Source organism: Erythrobacter sp. NAP1, from assembly GCF_000152865.1.
GTDB lineage: Bacteria > Pseudomonadota > Alphaproteobacteria > Sphingomonadales > Sphingomonadaceae > Erythrobacter.
The window spans coordinates 176,593-191,627 of the sequence record NZ_CH672390.1 but is presented as its reverse complement, the minus strand read 5'-3'; the positions used below and the strand labels follow the sequence as shown (position 1 = coordinate 191,627).

The 15,035-nt window shown below is 62.0% G+C and carries 19 protein-coding genes; 12 read left to right on the top strand and 7 right to left on the bottom strand.

The features are described 5' to 3' along the window. The first annotated feature begins 53 nt into the window (after window positions 1–53). Complete coding sequence (locus NAP1_RS00860) at window positions 54–860, top strand: SDR family oxidoreductase (RefSeq protein ID WP_007163313.1); 807 nt, start codon at window positions 54–56, stop codon at window positions 858–860. Here the strand turns inward: NAP1_RS00860 and NAP1_RS00855 are convergent. After that, window positions 857–1,159 (bottom strand): 4a-hydroxytetrahydrobiopterin dehydratase, encoded by a 303-nt coding sequence (locus NAP1_RS00855; RefSeq protein ID WP_007163312.1) that lies wholly within the window; start codon window positions 1,157–1,159, stop codon window positions 857–859. The genes NAP1_RS00860 and NAP1_RS00855 overlap by 4 nt on opposite strands. Window positions 1,160–1,220: 61 nt before the next feature. On the opposite strand from NAP1_RS00855, the gene ccmA reads away from it, so the two are divergent. Both ccmA and NAP1_RS00845 read left to right on the top strand, forming a co-directional pair. Beyond that, window positions 1,221–1,817 (top strand): heme ABC exporter ATP-binding protein CcmA, encoded by a 597-nt coding sequence (gene ccmA / locus NAP1_RS00850; protein ID WP_007163311.1) that lies wholly within the window; start codon window positions 1,221–1,223, stop codon window positions 1,815–1,817. After that, complete coding sequence (locus NAP1_RS00845) at window positions 1,814–2,464, top strand: heme exporter protein CcmB (RefSeq protein ID WP_007163310.1); 651 nt, start codon at window positions 1,814–1,816, stop codon at window positions 2,462–2,464. Before ccmA ends, NAP1_RS00845 begins: the two co-directional genes overlap by 4 nt. Here NAP1_RS00845 and NAP1_RS00840 read toward each other — a convergent pair. Further along, complete coding sequence (locus tag NAP1_RS00840; protein ID WP_156777161.1) at window positions 2,461–2,733, bottom strand: hypothetical protein; 273 nt, start codon at window positions 2,731–2,733, stop codon at window positions 2,461–2,463. The two genes, NAP1_RS00845 and NAP1_RS00840, sit on opposite strands and share 4 nt — an antisense overlap. 148 nt (window positions 2,734–2,881) lie before the next feature. On the opposite strand from NAP1_RS00840, the gene NAP1_RS00835 reads away from it, so the two are divergent. After that, window positions 2,882–3,577, top strand: coding sequence for a hypothetical protein (locus NAP1_RS00835; RefSeq protein ID WP_007163308.1), 696 nt, complete (start codon window positions 2,882–2,884; stop codon window positions 3,575–3,577). A gap of 120 nt (window positions 3,578–3,697) precedes the next feature. Here the strand turns inward: NAP1_RS00835 and map are convergent, their stop codons facing one another. Continuing rightward, window positions 3,698–4,522, bottom strand: a complete 825-nt coding sequence (gene map / locus NAP1_RS00830) for a type I methionyl aminopeptidase (protein WP_007163307.1) — start codon at window positions 4,520–4,522, stop codon at window positions 3,698–3,700. A 52-nt stretch (window positions 4,523–4,574) separates the two neighbouring features. Further along, window positions 4,575–5,390: a PdaC/SigV domain-containing protein gene (locus tag NAP1_RS00825; RefSeq protein ID WP_083776237.1), complete on the bottom strand. Its 816-nt coding sequence runs from the start codon at window positions 5,388–5,390 to the stop codon at window positions 4,575–4,577. A gap of 64 nt (window positions 5,391–5,454) precedes the next feature. Between NAP1_RS00825 and NAP1_RS00820 the strand changes: the two genes are divergently transcribed. The 5 genes from NAP1_RS00820 to glnA all read left to right on the top strand — a co-directional run bounded on the left by NAP1_RS00820 (window position 5,455) and on the right by glnA (window position 10,326). Next, window positions 5,455–6,852, top strand: coding sequence for a M17 family metallopeptidase (locus tag NAP1_RS00820; protein WP_007163305.1), 1,398 nt, complete (start codon window positions 5,455–5,457; stop codon window positions 6,850–6,852). A 90-nt stretch (window positions 6,853–6,942) separates the two neighbouring features. After that, window positions 6,943–7,296 carry a hypothetical protein gene (locus NAP1_RS00815; protein ID WP_007163304.1) on the top strand — a complete coding sequence of 118 codons (354 nt, stop codon included), beginning with the start codon at window positions 6,943–6,945 and terminating at the stop codon, window positions 7,294–7,296. 20 nt (window positions 7,297–7,316) lie between these two features. Next, window positions 7,317–8,243 (top strand): N-acetyl-gamma-glutamyl-phosphate reductase, encoded by a 927-nt coding sequence (argC, locus tag NAP1_RS00810; protein ID WP_007163303.1) that lies wholly within the window; start codon window positions 7,317–7,319, stop codon window positions 8,241–8,243. A gap of 222 nt (window positions 8,244–8,465) precedes the next feature. Beyond that, window positions 8,466–8,804 carry a P-II family nitrogen regulator gene (locus NAP1_RS00805; protein ID WP_007163302.1) on the top strand — a complete coding sequence of 113 codons (339 nt, stop codon included), beginning with the start codon at window positions 8,466–8,468 and terminating at the stop codon, window positions 8,802–8,804. A gap of 103 nt (window positions 8,805–8,907) precedes the next feature. Beyond that, the gene (gene glnA, locus NAP1_RS00800) at window positions 8,908–10,326 is read left to right on the top strand and encodes a type I glutamate--ammonia ligase (RefSeq protein ID WP_007163301.1); all 1,419 of its coding nucleotides are present in this window, start codon (window positions 8,908–8,910) and stop codon (window positions 10,324–10,326) included. 104 nt (window positions 10,327–10,430) lie between these two features. On the opposite strand, the gene NAP1_RS00795 is transcribed toward glnA, so the two are convergent. The 3 genes from NAP1_RS00795 to NAP1_RS00785 are packed head-to-tail and all read right to left on the bottom strand — an operon-like array spanning window position 10,431 to window position 12,000. Further along, window positions 10,431–11,090, bottom strand: coding sequence for a hypothetical protein (locus NAP1_RS00795; protein ID WP_040464130.1), 660 nt, complete (start codon window positions 11,088–11,090; stop codon window positions 10,431–10,433). Between the two features lie 32 nt (window positions 11,091–11,122). After that, window positions 11,123–11,779 (bottom strand): hypothetical protein, encoded by a 657-nt coding sequence (locus tag NAP1_RS00790; RefSeq protein WP_156777160.1) that lies wholly within the window; start codon window positions 11,777–11,779, stop codon window positions 11,123–11,125. Between the two features lie 14 nt (window positions 11,780–11,793). Next, window positions 11,794–12,000 carry a helix-turn-helix transcriptional regulator gene (locus tag NAP1_RS00785; protein WP_007163298.1) on the bottom strand — a complete coding sequence of 69 codons (207 nt, stop codon included), beginning with the start codon at window positions 11,998–12,000 and terminating at the stop codon, window positions 11,794–11,796. A 126-nt stretch (window positions 12,001–12,126) separates the two neighbouring features. Here NAP1_RS00785 and NAP1_RS00780 point away from each other — a divergent pair, with 126 nt between their 5' ends. The 3 genes from NAP1_RS00780 to NAP1_RS16185 all read left to right on the top strand — a co-directional run bounded on the left by NAP1_RS00780 (window position 12,127) and on the right by NAP1_RS16185 (window position 15,029). Continuing rightward, window positions 12,127–13,464 carry a TrkH family potassium uptake protein gene (locus NAP1_RS00780; protein ID WP_241761157.1) on the top strand — a complete coding sequence of 446 codons (1,338 nt, stop codon included), beginning with the start codon at window positions 12,127–12,129 and terminating at the stop codon, window positions 13,462–13,464. Next, entirely contained in the window at window positions 13,454–14,122 is a 669-nt protein-coding gene (locus NAP1_RS00775) for a TrkA family potassium uptake protein (protein ID WP_007163296.1), read from the top strand. Before NAP1_RS00780 ends, NAP1_RS00775 begins: the two co-directional genes overlap by 11 nt. 109 nt (window positions 14,123–14,231) lie before the next feature. Then, on the top strand, window positions 14,232–15,029 hold the full coding sequence (locus tag NAP1_RS16185) for a lysozyme (protein WP_007163295.1): 798 nt from the start codon (window positions 14,232–14,234) through the stop codon (window positions 15,027–15,029). The last annotated feature ends 6 nt before the right edge of the window (window positions 15,030–15,035 follow it).

Here is a 15,035-nt window from a genome sequence, read left to right as displayed (position 1 = left end):
TCGCTCCCCCTAGACCCGTTTCAAATTGAAATCGGGGAAGAGGGATCACCATCATGGCTGAACAACGCCGCCACATCTTCATCACGGGCGGAGCATCGGGCATTGGCCGCGAAGTTGCGCGCTATTTTGGCGAGCGCGGCTGGTTCGTCACCGTGGCCGACGTCGATGTTCAGGGCATGGCCGACACGCTCGGCCTGATCCCCGGCGGCTTCAAATATTCGCATCCGCTCGACGTGCGCGATCGGGCTGCATGGGATGTCGCGCTGGAATCGGCTTCCACCGCCGCGGGTGGCCGGATCGATGTCATGTTCAACAATGCCGGTATCGGGCACGGCGGCCCGATCGGCGAACAGACCTCCGATGAGATCGAGGCCACGCTCGACATCAATCTGAAGGGCGTGATCTACGGCGCGCAGGCTGCGCATCCTCATCTCAAGAAAGCGGCGCCGGGATCGGTGTTGATCAATACGGCCAGCCTTGCCGGAATCATCGGTGCGCCAAACCTTGCCGTCTATTGCGCAACCAAGTGGGGCGTACGCGGGATGACGCGCAGCCTCGATGCGGAATGGGCCGAAGATGGCATCAAGGTCTGCGCTCTCTGCCCCGGCTTCATCGACACCCCCATCATCGACAACGTGACGCCCGATTCGAACCAAACGGGCAAGGAACGGCTCGAGGAAGCCGGGATCGAGGTTTCACCTGTCAGCACTGTTCCCCCGGTGGTCTGGGACGCGGTGCATGGCGACAAGCTCGATTACACGGTCGGGAAGACAGCCAAGCGCCTCCAGTTCCTGACGCGCTGGCTGCCTGGCATGGTTCGAAAGCAAGTCCGCACGCAGGGCGTGGGAACGGACCTCTAGACCAGCCGGTCGATCGCGCGCGCCAGCTTCGCATCGCGCAGCGACAGCCCGCCGCTCGCGCCAGCATCGTGCGTGGTGAGGGTAATCTCGACCTTGGCGTAAACGTTGAACCACTCGGGATGGTGATCCTGCGTGTCAGCGGCGAGCGCCACGCGGCTCATAAAGCCCCACGCTTCGGAGAAATCGCCAAACTGGAATGTGCGGGTGATTGCCTTGCCTTCGCGCGCCAGTTCCCAATCAGGATGATCGGCAAGCAGCTGATTGCGTTCGGCTTCGTCGAATTCGGGGACATTGGCCATCGGGGAGGAACCTCTCGCGTGATGTTGTAGGGAGCACCGCTTTTGCCTAACGCACTGTGCGATGCAAGCTCAACTGTCCGCCTCGAACCTTGCCTGCCGACGCGGTGACCGATTGCTATTCAAAGGCTTGTCGTTCGAACTCGGCTCTGGTGAGGCGCTGCACCTGACCGGCGCGAACGGAACCGGAAAGACGACACTGATCCGCACGCTTGCCAGGCTGACCTCGCCATTTGCGGGGGAGGTGATGGTCGAGGGCGAGATCGGCTTGCTCGATGAGAGAACGGCGCTCGATCCGGAACTGCCGCTCGGCAAGGCGCTGAGCTTCTGGCAGCGCGTCGATGGATGCACCGATCCTTCCAAAGCCTTGAGCGTGCTGGGACTTGAGCCGCTGCTCGATGTGCCGGTGCGCTATCTCTCGACTGGCCAGAGGAAGCGCGCAGGGCTTGCCGCACTGCTCAATCGCGGGGTTCCAATCTGGTTGCTCGATGAACCGCTGAGCGGGCTGGACGTTGCGGCAATCAAGCAAGTGACCGCACTGATTGCTCTGCATGTCGGCGGCGGCGGCACCGCGCTGATCGCCTCGCACCAGCCGCTCGCGATCGAGGGTCTGCGCGCTCTGGCAATCGAGGATTTCGCCGCGCGGGAGGACGCGCTGTGATCGGTTCGATGCTTCGCCGCGACCTGTCGAAGTTCTTTCCCTTTGCTGGTGGAGGTGCGGCGCTGCCGGTGGTGTTCTTTGTAGCAGTGGCGATGCTCTACCCTTTCGCTGTCGGGCCGGACGTCAATCTGCTCGCGCGAACGGGTGGAGGTGTCGTGTGGATCGCCGCTCTGCTCGCCGCGATCCTTCCGCTGGAAAAGCTGGTCGCGCAGGACATCGAGCTTGGCACATTCGACCAGCTGAAGCTGCGCGGCGCGACCGAGGAATTGATGATGGCGGTGCGGCTTATCGCTCACTGGCTAAGCTTCGGGCCGCCGCTGATCCTCGCGACTTTCCCGGCTGCGGCTTTGCTCGCGCTCGACGGGCCAACGGTGCAATTGCTGGTCCTGGGCTTGCTCGCAGGCACTCCCGGGCTTGCGGCCATCGGCCTGATGATCGCCGCCCTCACCGCCAGCCTTCGCGCAGGGGCCGCCTTGTCCGGTCTGCTGCTCATCCCGCTCGCGCTGCCGATCCTGATTTTCGGGTCAGGCGCGCTAGCCCGCTCGGACGCCGCGAGCATCGGCTTCGTGGCGGCAATCAGTCTACTGCTGGTCGCTCTCGCCCCGTTTGCCGCGGGTGCTGCAATCAGAGCCGCGCGCGAAGTCTAGAGGCTGACCATCGCTGGTCGGCGCACGGGTGCGTCCATTCCGGTTGGCACGGGCGGGCCTTCTTCCTCGTCCTCATCATGGATAATCTGATCCTCGCTCAGCACGTAGGTGATCACTGCCGCCTCGCGCTTCGCCACGAAGAATGCATAGACGAGCCCCGCGACGAGCAGCACGCCCGAACCATTGCTGAAATTGGCGATGTCGAAATAGGTTGCAGCGATTGTTAGCCCGATCGCTACGAACAAGAGAATGATGGATAGCTTTGACAAGGTATGCCTCCGCGCCGTGTCTGGCCTCGTATCAGTTGTACGATCATGGCAGGCACGCGTATCGGCTTGGTTCGCTTAACAGGTTAATACGCGGTTTCGCGTAGGCCCCGCGCTGGCGACCCGGCCAAAGGAAAGACGACCGCTCACAATGCATTCCGAAATTGGTAAAAGCGGCGCGAACTTCCTGCTTGGCCGGATAGCGCTCGCGCTGCTTGCATTTACCATCGCGGCGTTCGGCGTGAAGGCCATCGCTCATCCCGAAGTTCAGGTGCGCTACACCCCGCTCGTCATCATCCACGCGGCGTCGATGCTGGCATGGCTGGCGCTGCTGGCCGGTCAGGCGTTTCTGGCGGCTGGCGGCAGGTTCGCGTTTCACCGGGCGCTGGGACGATCCTCGATCGCACTGGTGGCGGTGATGACCGTCTCGGGCCTGATCCTGTCGGTGAATATCGGCGAGGAGTTGGGGCGGGTCGAGGTGACCATCGTCAACATCGCCGCATTCGCGACCTTCATTCCGCTCTACTTCGCTGCCCTGTGGTTCGCGCGCCACAAACGCATCGCCGAACACCGCATGGCGATGCTGATCGGGACGCTTGCCTTCATGACGCCAGCTTATGCGCGCGTAACACAAGTGCTCGAACTGCCCGATCCCGTCGCCATCGCGATACAGCCGCCGATCACGATTGCGGTCGCGCTTGGCTATGAGTGGGTGACGCAAAGGCGCGTAACCAAGCCGACGCTCGCGATGCTCGCGTTTTCGGTTGGATTAATCGTGGTGATGGCCGGCGCGTTGCTGGCGTTCGTACCGCTGGAAGGTTCGCTCCCGGTATCGAGCCGGGAGTAAAGCGAATCTGTCGGTGCAAAGCAACGCAAGTGCGCCAAAATAGGTAGAGCGCCCGCCCGCAGCGGGCGCAGCTTTGCTGCAGGTCTAGCGAGGACGTAGCCCCGGATGGGGCTACCCAAATCAGTAAGGCGGCTGGTCCTTGCCGGTCGGGCTCTTCGTGAAGATCTCGTTCCCGTCTTCGGTGATCGCGATCGAGTGTTCGAACTGGGCCGAAAGCGACTTATCGCGCGTCACGGCGGTCCAGCCGTCGCCCAGCACCTTTGCCCAGGGCTTACCGAGATTGATCATCGGTTCGATCGTGAAGAACATGCCGGGCTTCAGCTCCGGACCCGTGCCAGCCTTTGCCGCGTGTACGACTTCGGGTGCATCGTGGAACAGGCGGCCAAGGCCGTGGCCACAGAACTCGCGCACGACGCCGTAACGGAACTGCTTGGCGTGCGCTTCGATAGCTGCGCCGATGTCGCCGAGACGAGCGCCGGGCTGTGCTGCCTCGATCCCGAGCATCAGGCACTCATAGGTCACATCGACCAGCCGCTTCGCTTTGATCGAAGGCTCGCCTGCGAAGAACATGCGGCTCGTATCGCCGTGCCAGCCGTCGAGCAGCGGGGTAACGTCAACGTTTAGGATGTCGCCATCTTTCAACACCTTGGGACCCGGAATGCCGTGGCAGATGACGTGGTTGATCGAGATACAGCTTGAGTGAGTGTAGCCGCGATAGCCGAGCGTTGCGGGCACGGCGCCTGCATCCAGCATCATCTCGCGGATTTGCGTGTCGATGCTCTCGGTCGTGACGCCGGGCTTCACCATGTCGGCAACCTCATCGAGGATGCGCGCGGCGAGCTGGCCTGCGGCGCGCATGCCGTCAAAGCCTTCTTGCGTGTGAAGTTTGATCGTGCCGTCGCGATAGACGGTCTGTTCGTTCTCGACGAGTTGGTATTCTGTCATGCGCGGTCATATAGCGAATGGCTTGCAGGAATGCGAGGGGCCACGCGTGCCTCTAATCCGCGAGCGCAAAGCCCGACTGGTATTGCGGCTTCACCAACGCCAGCATGTCGTCATTCATCGGCACTTCGATGGAGTAGGAGCCCTCGGCGTAAGCGCCGACGACATAGGGCGCGGAGATCAGCACCAAACGGTCGATCATCCGACCGTTCGAAGTGCCGAAGGAGACGGTGAGTTCGCTGAGTTCGGGGCAGATATCGTTGATTGCCTCGCCAAGCCCTGCCTCTCCGATCCGTTCGATCCGCGCTTCGCCAAGGGCGATGCAGTAAGGCTGGCTTGCCGCTTCGAAGAGCGCGGGCACATCGGTGAAGACGCTGAGCGGTTCGAGCGGGCCTTTTGCCTCATGGCCCTCGCGGTCCCACAGGATCGCATCGAAAGTCGAATTGCCATGCGCGCCGCCGGTGTAGACATACTGGCTGCCCGTCAGCGCGAGGAAACGCGGTGTGTCGGCAGCGACCTCCCATGTCCATTCGGAAGCGTAGCGGCGATAGTCGTAGTCGTATCGTTTCGCATCGGCCTCGGCCTCGGCGGCGCTCGCTTCGAATTCGGTGCGCGCGCGCTCTGCCATGGCGCTGAGCGCGGCATCGAGCGCAGGGATCGCAGCGGCTTGCCGGGGCCAGCGATAGGCGAATTCGTAAGTGTCGTTCTTGATAGCGATCTCGCCGGGGTCGGCATCGGCTGCCACACGCCGTTCGAGCGTTTCGAGTGTGTTCTCGCCGACCTGCTGCGTGATCGTTTCGTCCATGTCTTCAGGAGAGGAACACGCTGCAATTGCCGCGATCAGTGCGACAGAACCCAAGAGCCGACTCATGCGTTACTTCCCCTCTCACCCAATTCCTGCGTGACAAGCATGCCAGCGCGATTATGGACAGGCCATGACCGACATCCAAGACCTTATCCAGCCCGACCGCGGACAGGACGCGATCGACATTCACCTCGTCAATGAAAGCGGATTTGAGGAGTTTGCCAAGTCGCTTTCCGCCAGCCAGCGAGCGAGCCTTTCGGGCCAGAAGTTCGAGGGCAAAGGATACCAGGTCGGCATCGTGCCCGATGGCGACGGTTTCTTCGCAGTCGGCGGGGTCGCCAATCCGAAGGAGCTTTCGAGCTGGTGCCTCGCCAAGCTTTCCGAGGCGCTTCCCGAAGGCACCTATCGGCTTGCTGGCGAAGCGGCTGAGACGGGCGCGGGTCCGGCGATGTTCGGCTGGCTTACCGCACAGTACCGCTTCACCCGCTACAAGGACGATGAGAACGCCGCCGGCCCGCGCGTTCTGCTGACCGGTGAGGCCGGCAAGATCGAAGCCGCAACGGCCGAAGCGCGCGCCGAACTGCTGGTACGCGACCTCGTCAACACGCCTGCCGAGGACATGGGACCAGCCGCGCTCGAGGCCGAGTTCGAGCGGCTTGCCAAGGCTTTCAAGGCCGACCTCGAAGTGACGCGCGGCGATGCGCTCGAGCAGGGCTACCCGATGGTTCACGCGGTGGGCCGCGCGGCGGAGCGCAAGCATGCGCCGCGCATCATGCACCTCACATGGGGTTCGGACAAAGACCCGGTGATCGCGATCGTCGGCAAGGGTGTCTGTTTCGATTCAGGCGGGCTCGATATCAAGCCTGGATCGGGCATGCGCCTGATGAAAAAGGACATGGGCGGCGCGGCGCACGCGATTGCGCTGGGCGAACTTATCATGGCAGCCGGAATGAAGGTGCGGCTGCACCTGCTGGTTCCTGCGGTCGAGAACGCGATTGCTGGCAACGCCTTCCGCCCCGGCGACGTGCTCTCCAGCCGCAAGGGCCTCACGGTCGAGATACACAACACCGATGCCGAAGGTCGCCTGATCCTTGGCGACGCTCTGACTCGGGCGAGCGAGGAGGAGCCGGAACTCATCATCGACTTCGCGACCCTCACTGGCGCAGCGCGCGTGGCGCTTGGCCCCGACTACGCCGCGATGATGGCAAGGAAGGACGAAACGGCAGCGGAAATGACCGAGGCGGGCAAGGCCAACGATGACGAGCCGTGGCGTCTGCCTCTGCCCGACAGCTACCGCGAATATCTCAACTCCGATATCGCCGACATCTCGAATGCGCACACCAACCCCTATGCAGGGGCGAGCGTCGCTGGCCTGTTCCTAGACCGCTTCGTGGGCGAAGGGATTGACTGGGTGCACTTCGACACCTTTGCATGGCGCCCCTTCCCCAAGCCCGGCCGCAGCAAGGGCGGTGCCGCCTACGGGCTGCGCGCAGCATGGCACATGCTGCGGAACCGCTTCGAAGGGTGAACGTTTCCAAGCAAGCGATGCGGCTAACTTGCCGATCAGAGCAAGTGCCGCTAAGCGCCGCGAGAAGGGGCGAATAGGAAAATAATCTGAATGAGCGGCGCTAGCAGCGACAATCACGAATACACGGTTCCTGAAGGTGCACTGGGCTTGAAAGGCCCGGTCGAAAAGCCTGCGCCCGGAACGCTCGCGCTGCGCGGCGACTTGGCTCACATCGCGCTCGCCGGGAAGCATCTCGCTGCGCATTACGTCATCCCGCATGTCCGCACGATCGGAGAAGGCGGCGCAGACGTGATGGAAAATACGCGCGACGATTCGCCAATCATCACCCGCTTCGAAGCCGGGACCGAGATCGAGGTTCTCGACGTTGCAGGTGAATGGATCTGGGGCTGCCTCGGTCCGCAAGGCCCGAGCGGCTACATGAAGGCCCATTGCCTCGCTGACTGATCCGGCTATGGCTTGGCGCCATGGCTACCCGCATTTTCATCGATGGTGCTGCCGGGACGACCGGCCTCGAAATCCGTGACCGGCTTGAGGCGCGCGACGAATTCGAGTTACTCGTGCTGGACGATGCGCAGCGCAAGGACGTTACCGCGCGCAAGGACGCCCTGCACGAGGCGGACGTCGCGATCCTGTGCCTTCCCGACGACGCGGCACGCGAAGCGGTGCAGCTGGCGGAAGGGTCGGACACACGGATCATCGACGCATCGAGCGCACACCGCGTGGCTGATGGCTGGACATACGGCTTCCCTGAGCTGATCGGGCATGACGAGGTCGCGAATGCGCGCTTCGTGAGTAATCCAGGGTGCTATCCGACCGGCTTCCTCGCGCTGGTTGCGCCTCTGGTCCGCGCCGGGTTGCTGCCAGCCGACTGGCCCTTCACCGTCAACGCGGTCAGTGGATATTCGGGCGGCGGCAATGCGCTGATTGATCGCTTCGCAGCCGAGCCGGACATCGCTTTCCGCACCTATGGCCTCAACCTCGCGCACAAGCACCGGCCAGAGATGAAGCTTCACGCGGGGCTCAAGCACGAAGTCCTGTTTGCCCCTTCGGTGGTACCGGCTTTGCGCGGAATGATAGTCGAGGTGCCCCTGCACCTTGGGGCGATGTCTACCGATCCGCACTCCGACAGCCTGCGCGCCGCGCTGCTCGATTTCTATTCGGGATCGCGGGTCGTAAAGGTCGCCGAAGGCGAGGCACCGAACGAGTTGCTGCTGCTCGATGGAGCGCCAGCCAATGATGGCCTCGAGCTGTTCGTGTGCGGCAATGAGGGCGGTTGGAATGTGCGCCTCATCGCCCGGCTCGACAACCTCGGCAAGGGCGCGTCCGGAGCCGCAATCCAGAATCTCAACATCATGTGCGGACTGCCTGAAGCAACCGGGCTGCGGCTCTAAATTGCCGCGCGCACTGCCCAAAATTTAGGCAGCGATCGCCCTCCCCTTAAGCACGGTTGCGCTGCGATGCACAATCATGCACTGAAACTGAGCACTCCGAATGATCCTTGCGCCCGCGCGGGGATCGGCTACCGAAGTGTAACTGCCGTTGGCACGATTCTTGATCGATAAATGCCAAGAACATGCACCGGCTCAGGTGCAGATACGGGGAAAGCGTTCCAAGTGAAGAAGATCGAAGCGATCATCAAACCCTTCAAGCTCGACGAAGTGAAGGAGGCGCTCCACGAAATCGGCGTTTCCGGAATCACCGTTACCGAAGCACGCGGCTTCGGCCGTCAAAAGGGCCACACCGAACTGTATCGCGGCGCGGAATATGTCGTCGACTTCCTCCCCAAGGTAAAACTCGAAGTGGTCGTCCCCGATGACCAGGCCGACCGAGTGGTCGAAGCGGTCGCCGCTGCGGCCCAGACCGGACGGATCGGCGATGGCAAGATCTTCGTCTCCCCGATTGAGCGCGCCCTGCGCATCCGCACGGGCGAGACCGATGACGATGCAATTTGACGGGGCGATCTAACCAATAAGAGCTTTCCCGAATTTCCGCGCCCGGAGGGGGTACCTTGGGCGCACCTCTCGAACGAAAAATACCAACGCTGGAGATAACTACATGGCTAGTGCGAAAGACGTCGTAAAACAGATCAAGGATGGCGACATCGAGTGGGTGGACCTTCGCTTCACCGACCCGAAGGGCAAGTGGCAGCACCTGACCATGGCAGCGAGCGTCATGGACGAAGACGCGCTTGACGACGGCCTGATGTTTGACGGCTCCTCGATCGAAGGCTGGAAAGCGATCAACGAAAGCGACATGATCCTCAAGCCGGACATGGATGCGGTCTATCCCGATCCCTTCTCCGAAACCCCGATGCTCAGCATCTTCTGTGACATTGTCGAGCCTTCCGACGGTCAGCTTTACGCTCGCGACCCGCGTTCGACCGCAAAACGCGCCGAAGCCTATCTCGCATCGACCGGCATCGGCGACACGGTCTACGTCGGGCCAGAGCCTGAGTTCTTCATGTTCGACGATGTCCGCTTCGAAGACGGCTATGCTGGCTCAGGCTACCGCATCGACGATATTGAGCTGCCGACCAACACCGGCACCGATTACACTGAATTGGGTGGTGGCAATATGGGCCACCGTCCGCGCGCCAAGGGCGGCTATTTCCCCGTCGCTCCGGTCGACAGCGCAATGGACATCCGCGGCGAGATGGTTTCCACGATGATGGAAATGGGTCTCAACATGGACAAGCACCACCACGAGGTGGCCGCTGCCCAGCACGAGCTTGGCATCACCTTCTCGACGCTCACCAAGACCGCCGACCAGGTGCAGGTCTACAAATATGTCGTGCAGCAGGTCGCCCACGCTTACGGCAAGACCGCGACCTTCATGCCCAAGCCTATCAAGGACGATAACGGTTCGGGCATGCACACGCACATGTCGATCTGGAATGACGGCAAGCCGACCTTTGCCGGCAACGAATATGCAGGCCTTTCGGAAACTTGCCTCCACTATATCGGCGGCGTCATCAAGCACGCCAAGGCGATCAATGCCTTCACCAACGCGACGACCAACTCGTACAAGCGTCTGGTTCCGGGCTTCGAAGCGCCAGTGCTGCTCGCTTACTCAGCGCGCAACCGTTCGGCATCGTGCCGTATCCCGTATGGCGCAGGCGAAAAGGCCAAGCGCGTCGAGTTCCGCTTCCCCGATGCGATCTGCAATCCGTATCTCGCCTTCTCGGCGCTGCTGATGGCGGGCCTCGACGGGATCGAGAACAAGATTCACCCGGGCGATGCCATGGACAAGAACCTTTACGACCTGCCGCCGGCAGAGCTCGCCGAAGTTCCGACCGTGTGCGGCAGCTTGCGCGAAGCACTCGAAGCGCTCGAGGAAGATCACGAGTTCCTGCTCAAGGGCGATGTGTTCTCGATGGACCAGATCGAAGCTTACGCAGAACTCAAGTGGGAAGAGCAGCTGCGTCTCGAAACGACACCGAGCCCGGTTGAATTCGACATGTACTACTCCAGCTGATACAACAGCCGGGAGTTATCAAGACACCCAAGATCCATACCCTTGGATGCAAGGAAGGCCGTTCGGGAAACCGAGCGGCCTTTCCTTTTGGTGCTTAAGACTTTTCAGTCCTCCAGCATGCCCCGCTTGCGGGTCGCGAGGATCGCTCCGACGAGGCAGGTTGCGGTCAGCAGCGAGATCCAGTCGAGCGGTGCGAGCGCACTGATAAAACCGAGATGCGCGACCACCGACCACGTCCCGCCGATCAGCAGCGTCAGATACATGCCGTAGGTGCAGGTCTCAGCGTTCACGCCCTGCCACAGCTCGTCATATTCGCGCAGCAGGCGCCACGAGCTGTAGACGAAACCAATGAGCAGCACGCCCATCACGGCGAGCAGCACCGGGCTGCCAAAGAGGCCAAGCGGCTCGGCGAGCGCGAGGACGATCAACGCGCCGCCCCACGCACCGCCGCCAAGGGCGCTGAGGCCCATCATGGGGCGCTCGTCTTCCCATTCCTCGATGTCCTCGAACATCCTCATGGCCATTCCCGCCTTGGGAAAGGTGAAGCCGATGCCGACGATCACAGTGCACATGACCAGGATGAAGCCGATCAGGATGGCGACAATCTGCGAGACATTGATGTCGATCACCTCGCCATTCGCTCCCCCAGTGATCAGGTCCGCGCCAATGTAGCCAGCCACCGCTCCCGATAGCGCGCACGCGGCGATGGAGTACCAGTAGGAGCGCTTCTTCTTGGTTTCGTCGGTCTTGGTCATGGCTGTCATTTTCCGTTTCCTGCGCCTAGCGGTGAGTGAGATCAGCCGCCGACAATGCCGCGGCGGGTCGAGGTCCAGAGGGTTGCGAGGATGATCATGCCCCACAGGATGTTGACGATGTCGAGGAAGCTTGGCCCGGCCGCGATACCGAGGTGGCCCAGAACTGCCCAGCCGCCCCCAACGATCAGGATCATGTAATAGCCGATCACCGTCGCCTCACTCGCGGCGGCGAGCATCAGCTCGTCCATCATCACCCAGCTTTTGCGATAGGACGCGATGCCAAGGAGGACGAACATCGCAAAGATGCCGAATGCGGTCCCCGGCGCGAGCAATCCGAACGGTTCAGCAAGTATCAGCGTGCCGATTGCGAAGCCGAACTGCATCGCGCTTGCACCCTGCCAGCGGAACAGCTCGGGCTGATCGGCGATATCGTCGGCCTCCATTTCCAAGAGCTTGTGGAGTTGCTTGGGGAAGGACACGGCAGCAAAGGCCGCGATCCCGCCGAAGATGTATGCAACCGCCAGAAGCGCTGCGATGTAGACCGCAGGTTCGCGCGGCGCGGTGTCGGTCAAGGCCCACAGGTCGACGTCGCTGAAGCCCACATAGAACCCGGCCACAAGGCCAACAACTACGCCGATCCCGACCGACGGTCCCAGCATCTTCGCGATTTTCTGCATCGTCCCGCGTTCTTCAGACATTGTGTTGCTCCCCATCATGCGTCCGGCTCCCAGTGATCGATAAACAAGTCAGGCACGCTCACCCCGAACAGCTTCGCCATGCGCAGCGCCAGCGGAAGCGAGGGATCGTATTTATCGGTTTCGACCGCGTTGATCGTCTGCCGCGAGACGCCAAGCCGCCGGGCCAGTTCGCCCTGGCTCCAGCCTTCGGCCTCACGGTGATATTTCAGGCGGTTTTCCAATTCAGATCCCTTGAGCCCGCTGGTGATTCGGGCCTGTAAAGAGCTCTTTACTGACAAGAGGTCTTTACAGTCAAGAGCTCTTTACAAGCATCTTCGCAATTGGCTTGACTGGACGAGCAAATGGGAGTGAGTGCGTCAGCGATGCTGCGCGATCCGATCCGATTGATACCGCTGCTTTTTCTGGCGCTGATCCTGGTCGGAACGGCGCTTCTCGCCCTACCGGTCGCGACCAGCGATGGAAACGCCGCGCCGCTGCTCACAGCCTTCTTCACCGCCACCTCTGCCGTATCGGTCACAGGGCTGATCGTGGTCGACACGCCGGTCTACTGGTCAATGTTCGGCCAGATCACGATCCTCGTCCTGTTCCAGATCGGCGGCTTCGGGATCATGACCGCGGCGACCTTGTTCGGGCTGATGCTCGGGCGCGGGCTTGGGCTTCGAGAGCGCATGGCAACACAGGTCGAGCGCAACCGGATCGAGCGCGGCGATGCGGTCTCCGTGATTAAGCTGGTGCTCGCCATCACGCTGGTGATCGAGGTAGTGGTCGCAGCGATCCTGACTGCACGCTTCCATCTCACGCACGACTTCGCGCTCGGCTCGGCGCTGTGGCACGGCATTTTCCATTCGGTGAGCGCGTTCAACAATGCCGGGTTCTCAAGCTTTTCCGACAGCGTGATGAGTTTTCAGGGCGACCCCGTCATCCTCTCGCCAATCATGCTCGCGGTCATCATCACCGCGCTCGGCTTTCCGGTCATGCAGGACTTGCGCGCCGAAAAGCTCAAATGGTCGAGATACACGCTCCACACCAAGATTACCCTGCTCGCGACCGGGGTTCTGCTCGTCACCGGGTTTATTGCCATGCTCGGCATGGAATGGGGCAATCCCGACACGCTCGGCCCGATGGCGCTCGGCGAGAAAGCGCTCAACGCCGCGTTCCATTCGGTCATGCCGCGCACCGCGGGCTTCAACAGCCTCGATGTCGGCAGTTTCCGCGATGAGACGATCACGGTGAATTACCTGCTCATGTTCATCGGCGGCGGCAGCGCGGGCACCGCCGGCGGCATCAAGATCACCACATTCGTCGTGCTTATCGCGGTGGTCGTTTCCGAGATCCGCGGTCAGCGCGACTCGGGCATTTTCGACCGCCGCTTCGGCTCGCATATCGAACGCCAGGCGCTTGCCGTTACCGTGCTGGCCGGATCGCTGATCTTCCTCGCAACGCTCTACATCGCCTCGATCACCGACCTCGCGTTCGAGCGGGTCCTGTTCGAAACTATCTCAGCCTTTTCGACCGTTGGCCTGTCGATGGGCATCACCGGCGACCTGCCGCCGAGTGCGCAATTCGTGATCACCGTCCTGATGTTTGTGGGCCGCGTGGGAACCATTACGGTGGCTACAGCGCTTGCATTGGGAAGCGGTTCGCGAACTTTCCGCTATCCAGAGGAGAACCCGATTGTCGGCTAAAGGAAAGCGCCCCGTCCTCGTCATTGGCCTTGGCCGCTTTGGCGGCGCCGTTGCCGAAACGCTCGAACGTATGGGCCATGACGTGATGGGCGCAGACACCGATCCGGCGCGCGTGCAGGATTTCGCCTCGGCCCTGACCAAGGTGGTCGAAGCCGATTGCTCGCACTCGCGCACGCTCACGGACCTCGGCGCTGCCGAATTCGAAGCGGCGATCGTCGGGATCGGCAACGATATCGAGGCAAGCGTGCTCACCGTGCTTGCGCTTTCCGAACTGGGCGTTGCCAATATCTGGGCCAAGGCGACCAACCAGAAACATGCGCGCATCCTCGAACGGATCGGAGCAACCCATGTGGTCTTCCCCGAGCAACGTATGGGTGAGCGCGTCGCGCATCTCGTCAACGAACGCCTGCTCGATTTTATCGCTTTCGACGACCATTTCGCCATCGCCCGGCTCAAAGCGCCGCAGGCGATCATCGGCCTGCCGCTCGTCACCAGCGAATGCCGCAAGAAGCACGATGTGACGGTTGTAGGCGTGAAGCGCGAGGGCGAGGATTTCATCCACGCAACGCCAGACACGCTGATCATGCCCGATGACGAGTTGGTAGTATCGGGCCGGATCGACCGGATCGAGGCATTTTCGGCGCTCGTTTCCGAGTAGTACCCTCGCCTGCTTGCCGACGCGGCGGAGCCCAAACCATTTTCCTACTCGGCCCTCTTGTGCCTAATAGGTCGACCTCGCTTTCCAACAGCACACGAGGTCCGACCCTATGCCCGCCAAGAAACCCTATTCGCGCTATCGTCTGAACCGCACGCTGATCTTCGATGCCGTGCGTCGCTTGCGTGGGCGCGGTTTTCGCCAGTCCGAGGTCGATGCGCTCGACGATGCGATTGATGCAGCACAGCGCCAGAAGAGTGACACTTCGGGCGCGCAGGCTGACGCTCTCAGTGAACAGGGTGACACAATTGGTAGCGAAAGTGACACTTTGGGCCGCAACGTTGACGCTTCGGCGCTTTCTCCCCTGGACCGTGTAACATGCGGTCCATCGGTTCCTCACATACGACGAAGCGATCGCAAGTCGCCGCGCCGAATTGGCGAGGCTGGCATCGCTCTCATCAAGCAGTTCGAAGGCTGCGCGCAGCTGCGCCGGGACGGGCTCGTGGGCGCCTATCCCGATCCCGGCACGGGCGGTGATCCGTGGACCATTGGCTGGGGTGCGACAGGTATCGACGACCAGACCGGCCTTGGAGAACGGATCGGCCCTGCGACCGTGTGGACGCAAGATCAATGCGATGCGCGGCTCGCCCGCGATCTCGAACGCTACGCAGCCGAGGTTGCGCACGCGATTGGAAGCGCTCCGACGACGCAGGGCCAGTTCGATGCGCTGGTGAGCTTCCACTACAACACCGGCGCGATCCACAAGGCGACGCTGACAAAGAAGCACAAAGCAGGCGACTACGCTGGCGCGGTCGCGGAGTTCGCGCGCTGGAAGCATGCGGGCGGGCGGGTGCTCAAGGGACTGGTGCGCCGACGCGCCGAGGAGGCGAAGCTCTACGCGAGCGGCTGAACCGGG

Bases quoted from the DNA above. Each gene is read 5' to 3' on its own strand.
- argC (WP_007163303.1), top strand. From the start codon at position 7,317: ATGGCTACCCGCATTTTCATCGATGGTGCTGCCGGGACGACCGGCCTC.
- NAP1_RS00790 (WP_156777160.1), bottom strand. From the start codon at position 11,779: ATGTCTGAAGAACGCGGGACGATGCAGAAAATCGCGAAGATGCTGGGA.
- NAP1_RS00815 (WP_007163304.1), top strand. From the start codon at position 6,943: ATGAGCGGCGCTAGCAGCGACAATCACGAATACACGGTTCCTGAAGGT.
- NAP1_RS00835 (WP_007163308.1), top strand. From the start codon at position 2,882: ATGCATTCCGAAATTGGTAAAAGCGGCGCGAACTTCCTGCTTGGCCGG.
- map (WP_007163307.1), bottom strand. From the start codon at position 4,522: ATGACAGAATACCAACTCGTCGAGAACGAACAGACCGTCTATCGCGAC.
- NAP1_RS00820 (WP_007163305.1), top strand. From the start codon at position 5,455: ATGACCGACATCCAAGACCTTATCCAGCCCGACCGCGGACAGGACGCG.
- NAP1_RS16185 (WP_007163295.1), top strand. From the start codon at position 14,232: ATGCCCGCCAAGAAACCCTATTCGCGCTATCGTCTGAACCGCACGCTG.
- NAP1_RS00825 (WP_083776237.1), bottom strand. From the start codon at position 5,390: ATGAGTCGGCTCTTGGGTTCTGTCGCACTGATCGCGGCAATTGCAGCG.
- NAP1_RS00795 (WP_040464130.1), bottom strand. From the start codon at position 11,090: ATGACAGCCATGACCAAGACCGACGAAACCAAGAAGAAGCGCTCCTAC.
- glnA (WP_007163301.1), top strand. From the start codon at position 8,908: ATGGCTAGTGCGAAAGACGTCGTAAAACAGATCAAGGATGGCGACATC.
- NAP1_RS00855 (WP_007163312.1), bottom strand. From the start codon at position 1,159: ATGGCCAATGTCCCCGAATTCGACGAAGCCGAACGCAATCAGCTGCTT.
- NAP1_RS00860 (WP_007163313.1), top strand. From the start codon at position 54: ATGGCTGAACAACGCCGCCACATCTTCATCACGGGCGGAGCATCGGGC.
- ccmA (WP_007163311.1), top strand. From the start codon at position 1,221: ATGCAAGCTCAACTGTCCGCCTCGAACCTTGCCTGCCGACGCGGTGAC.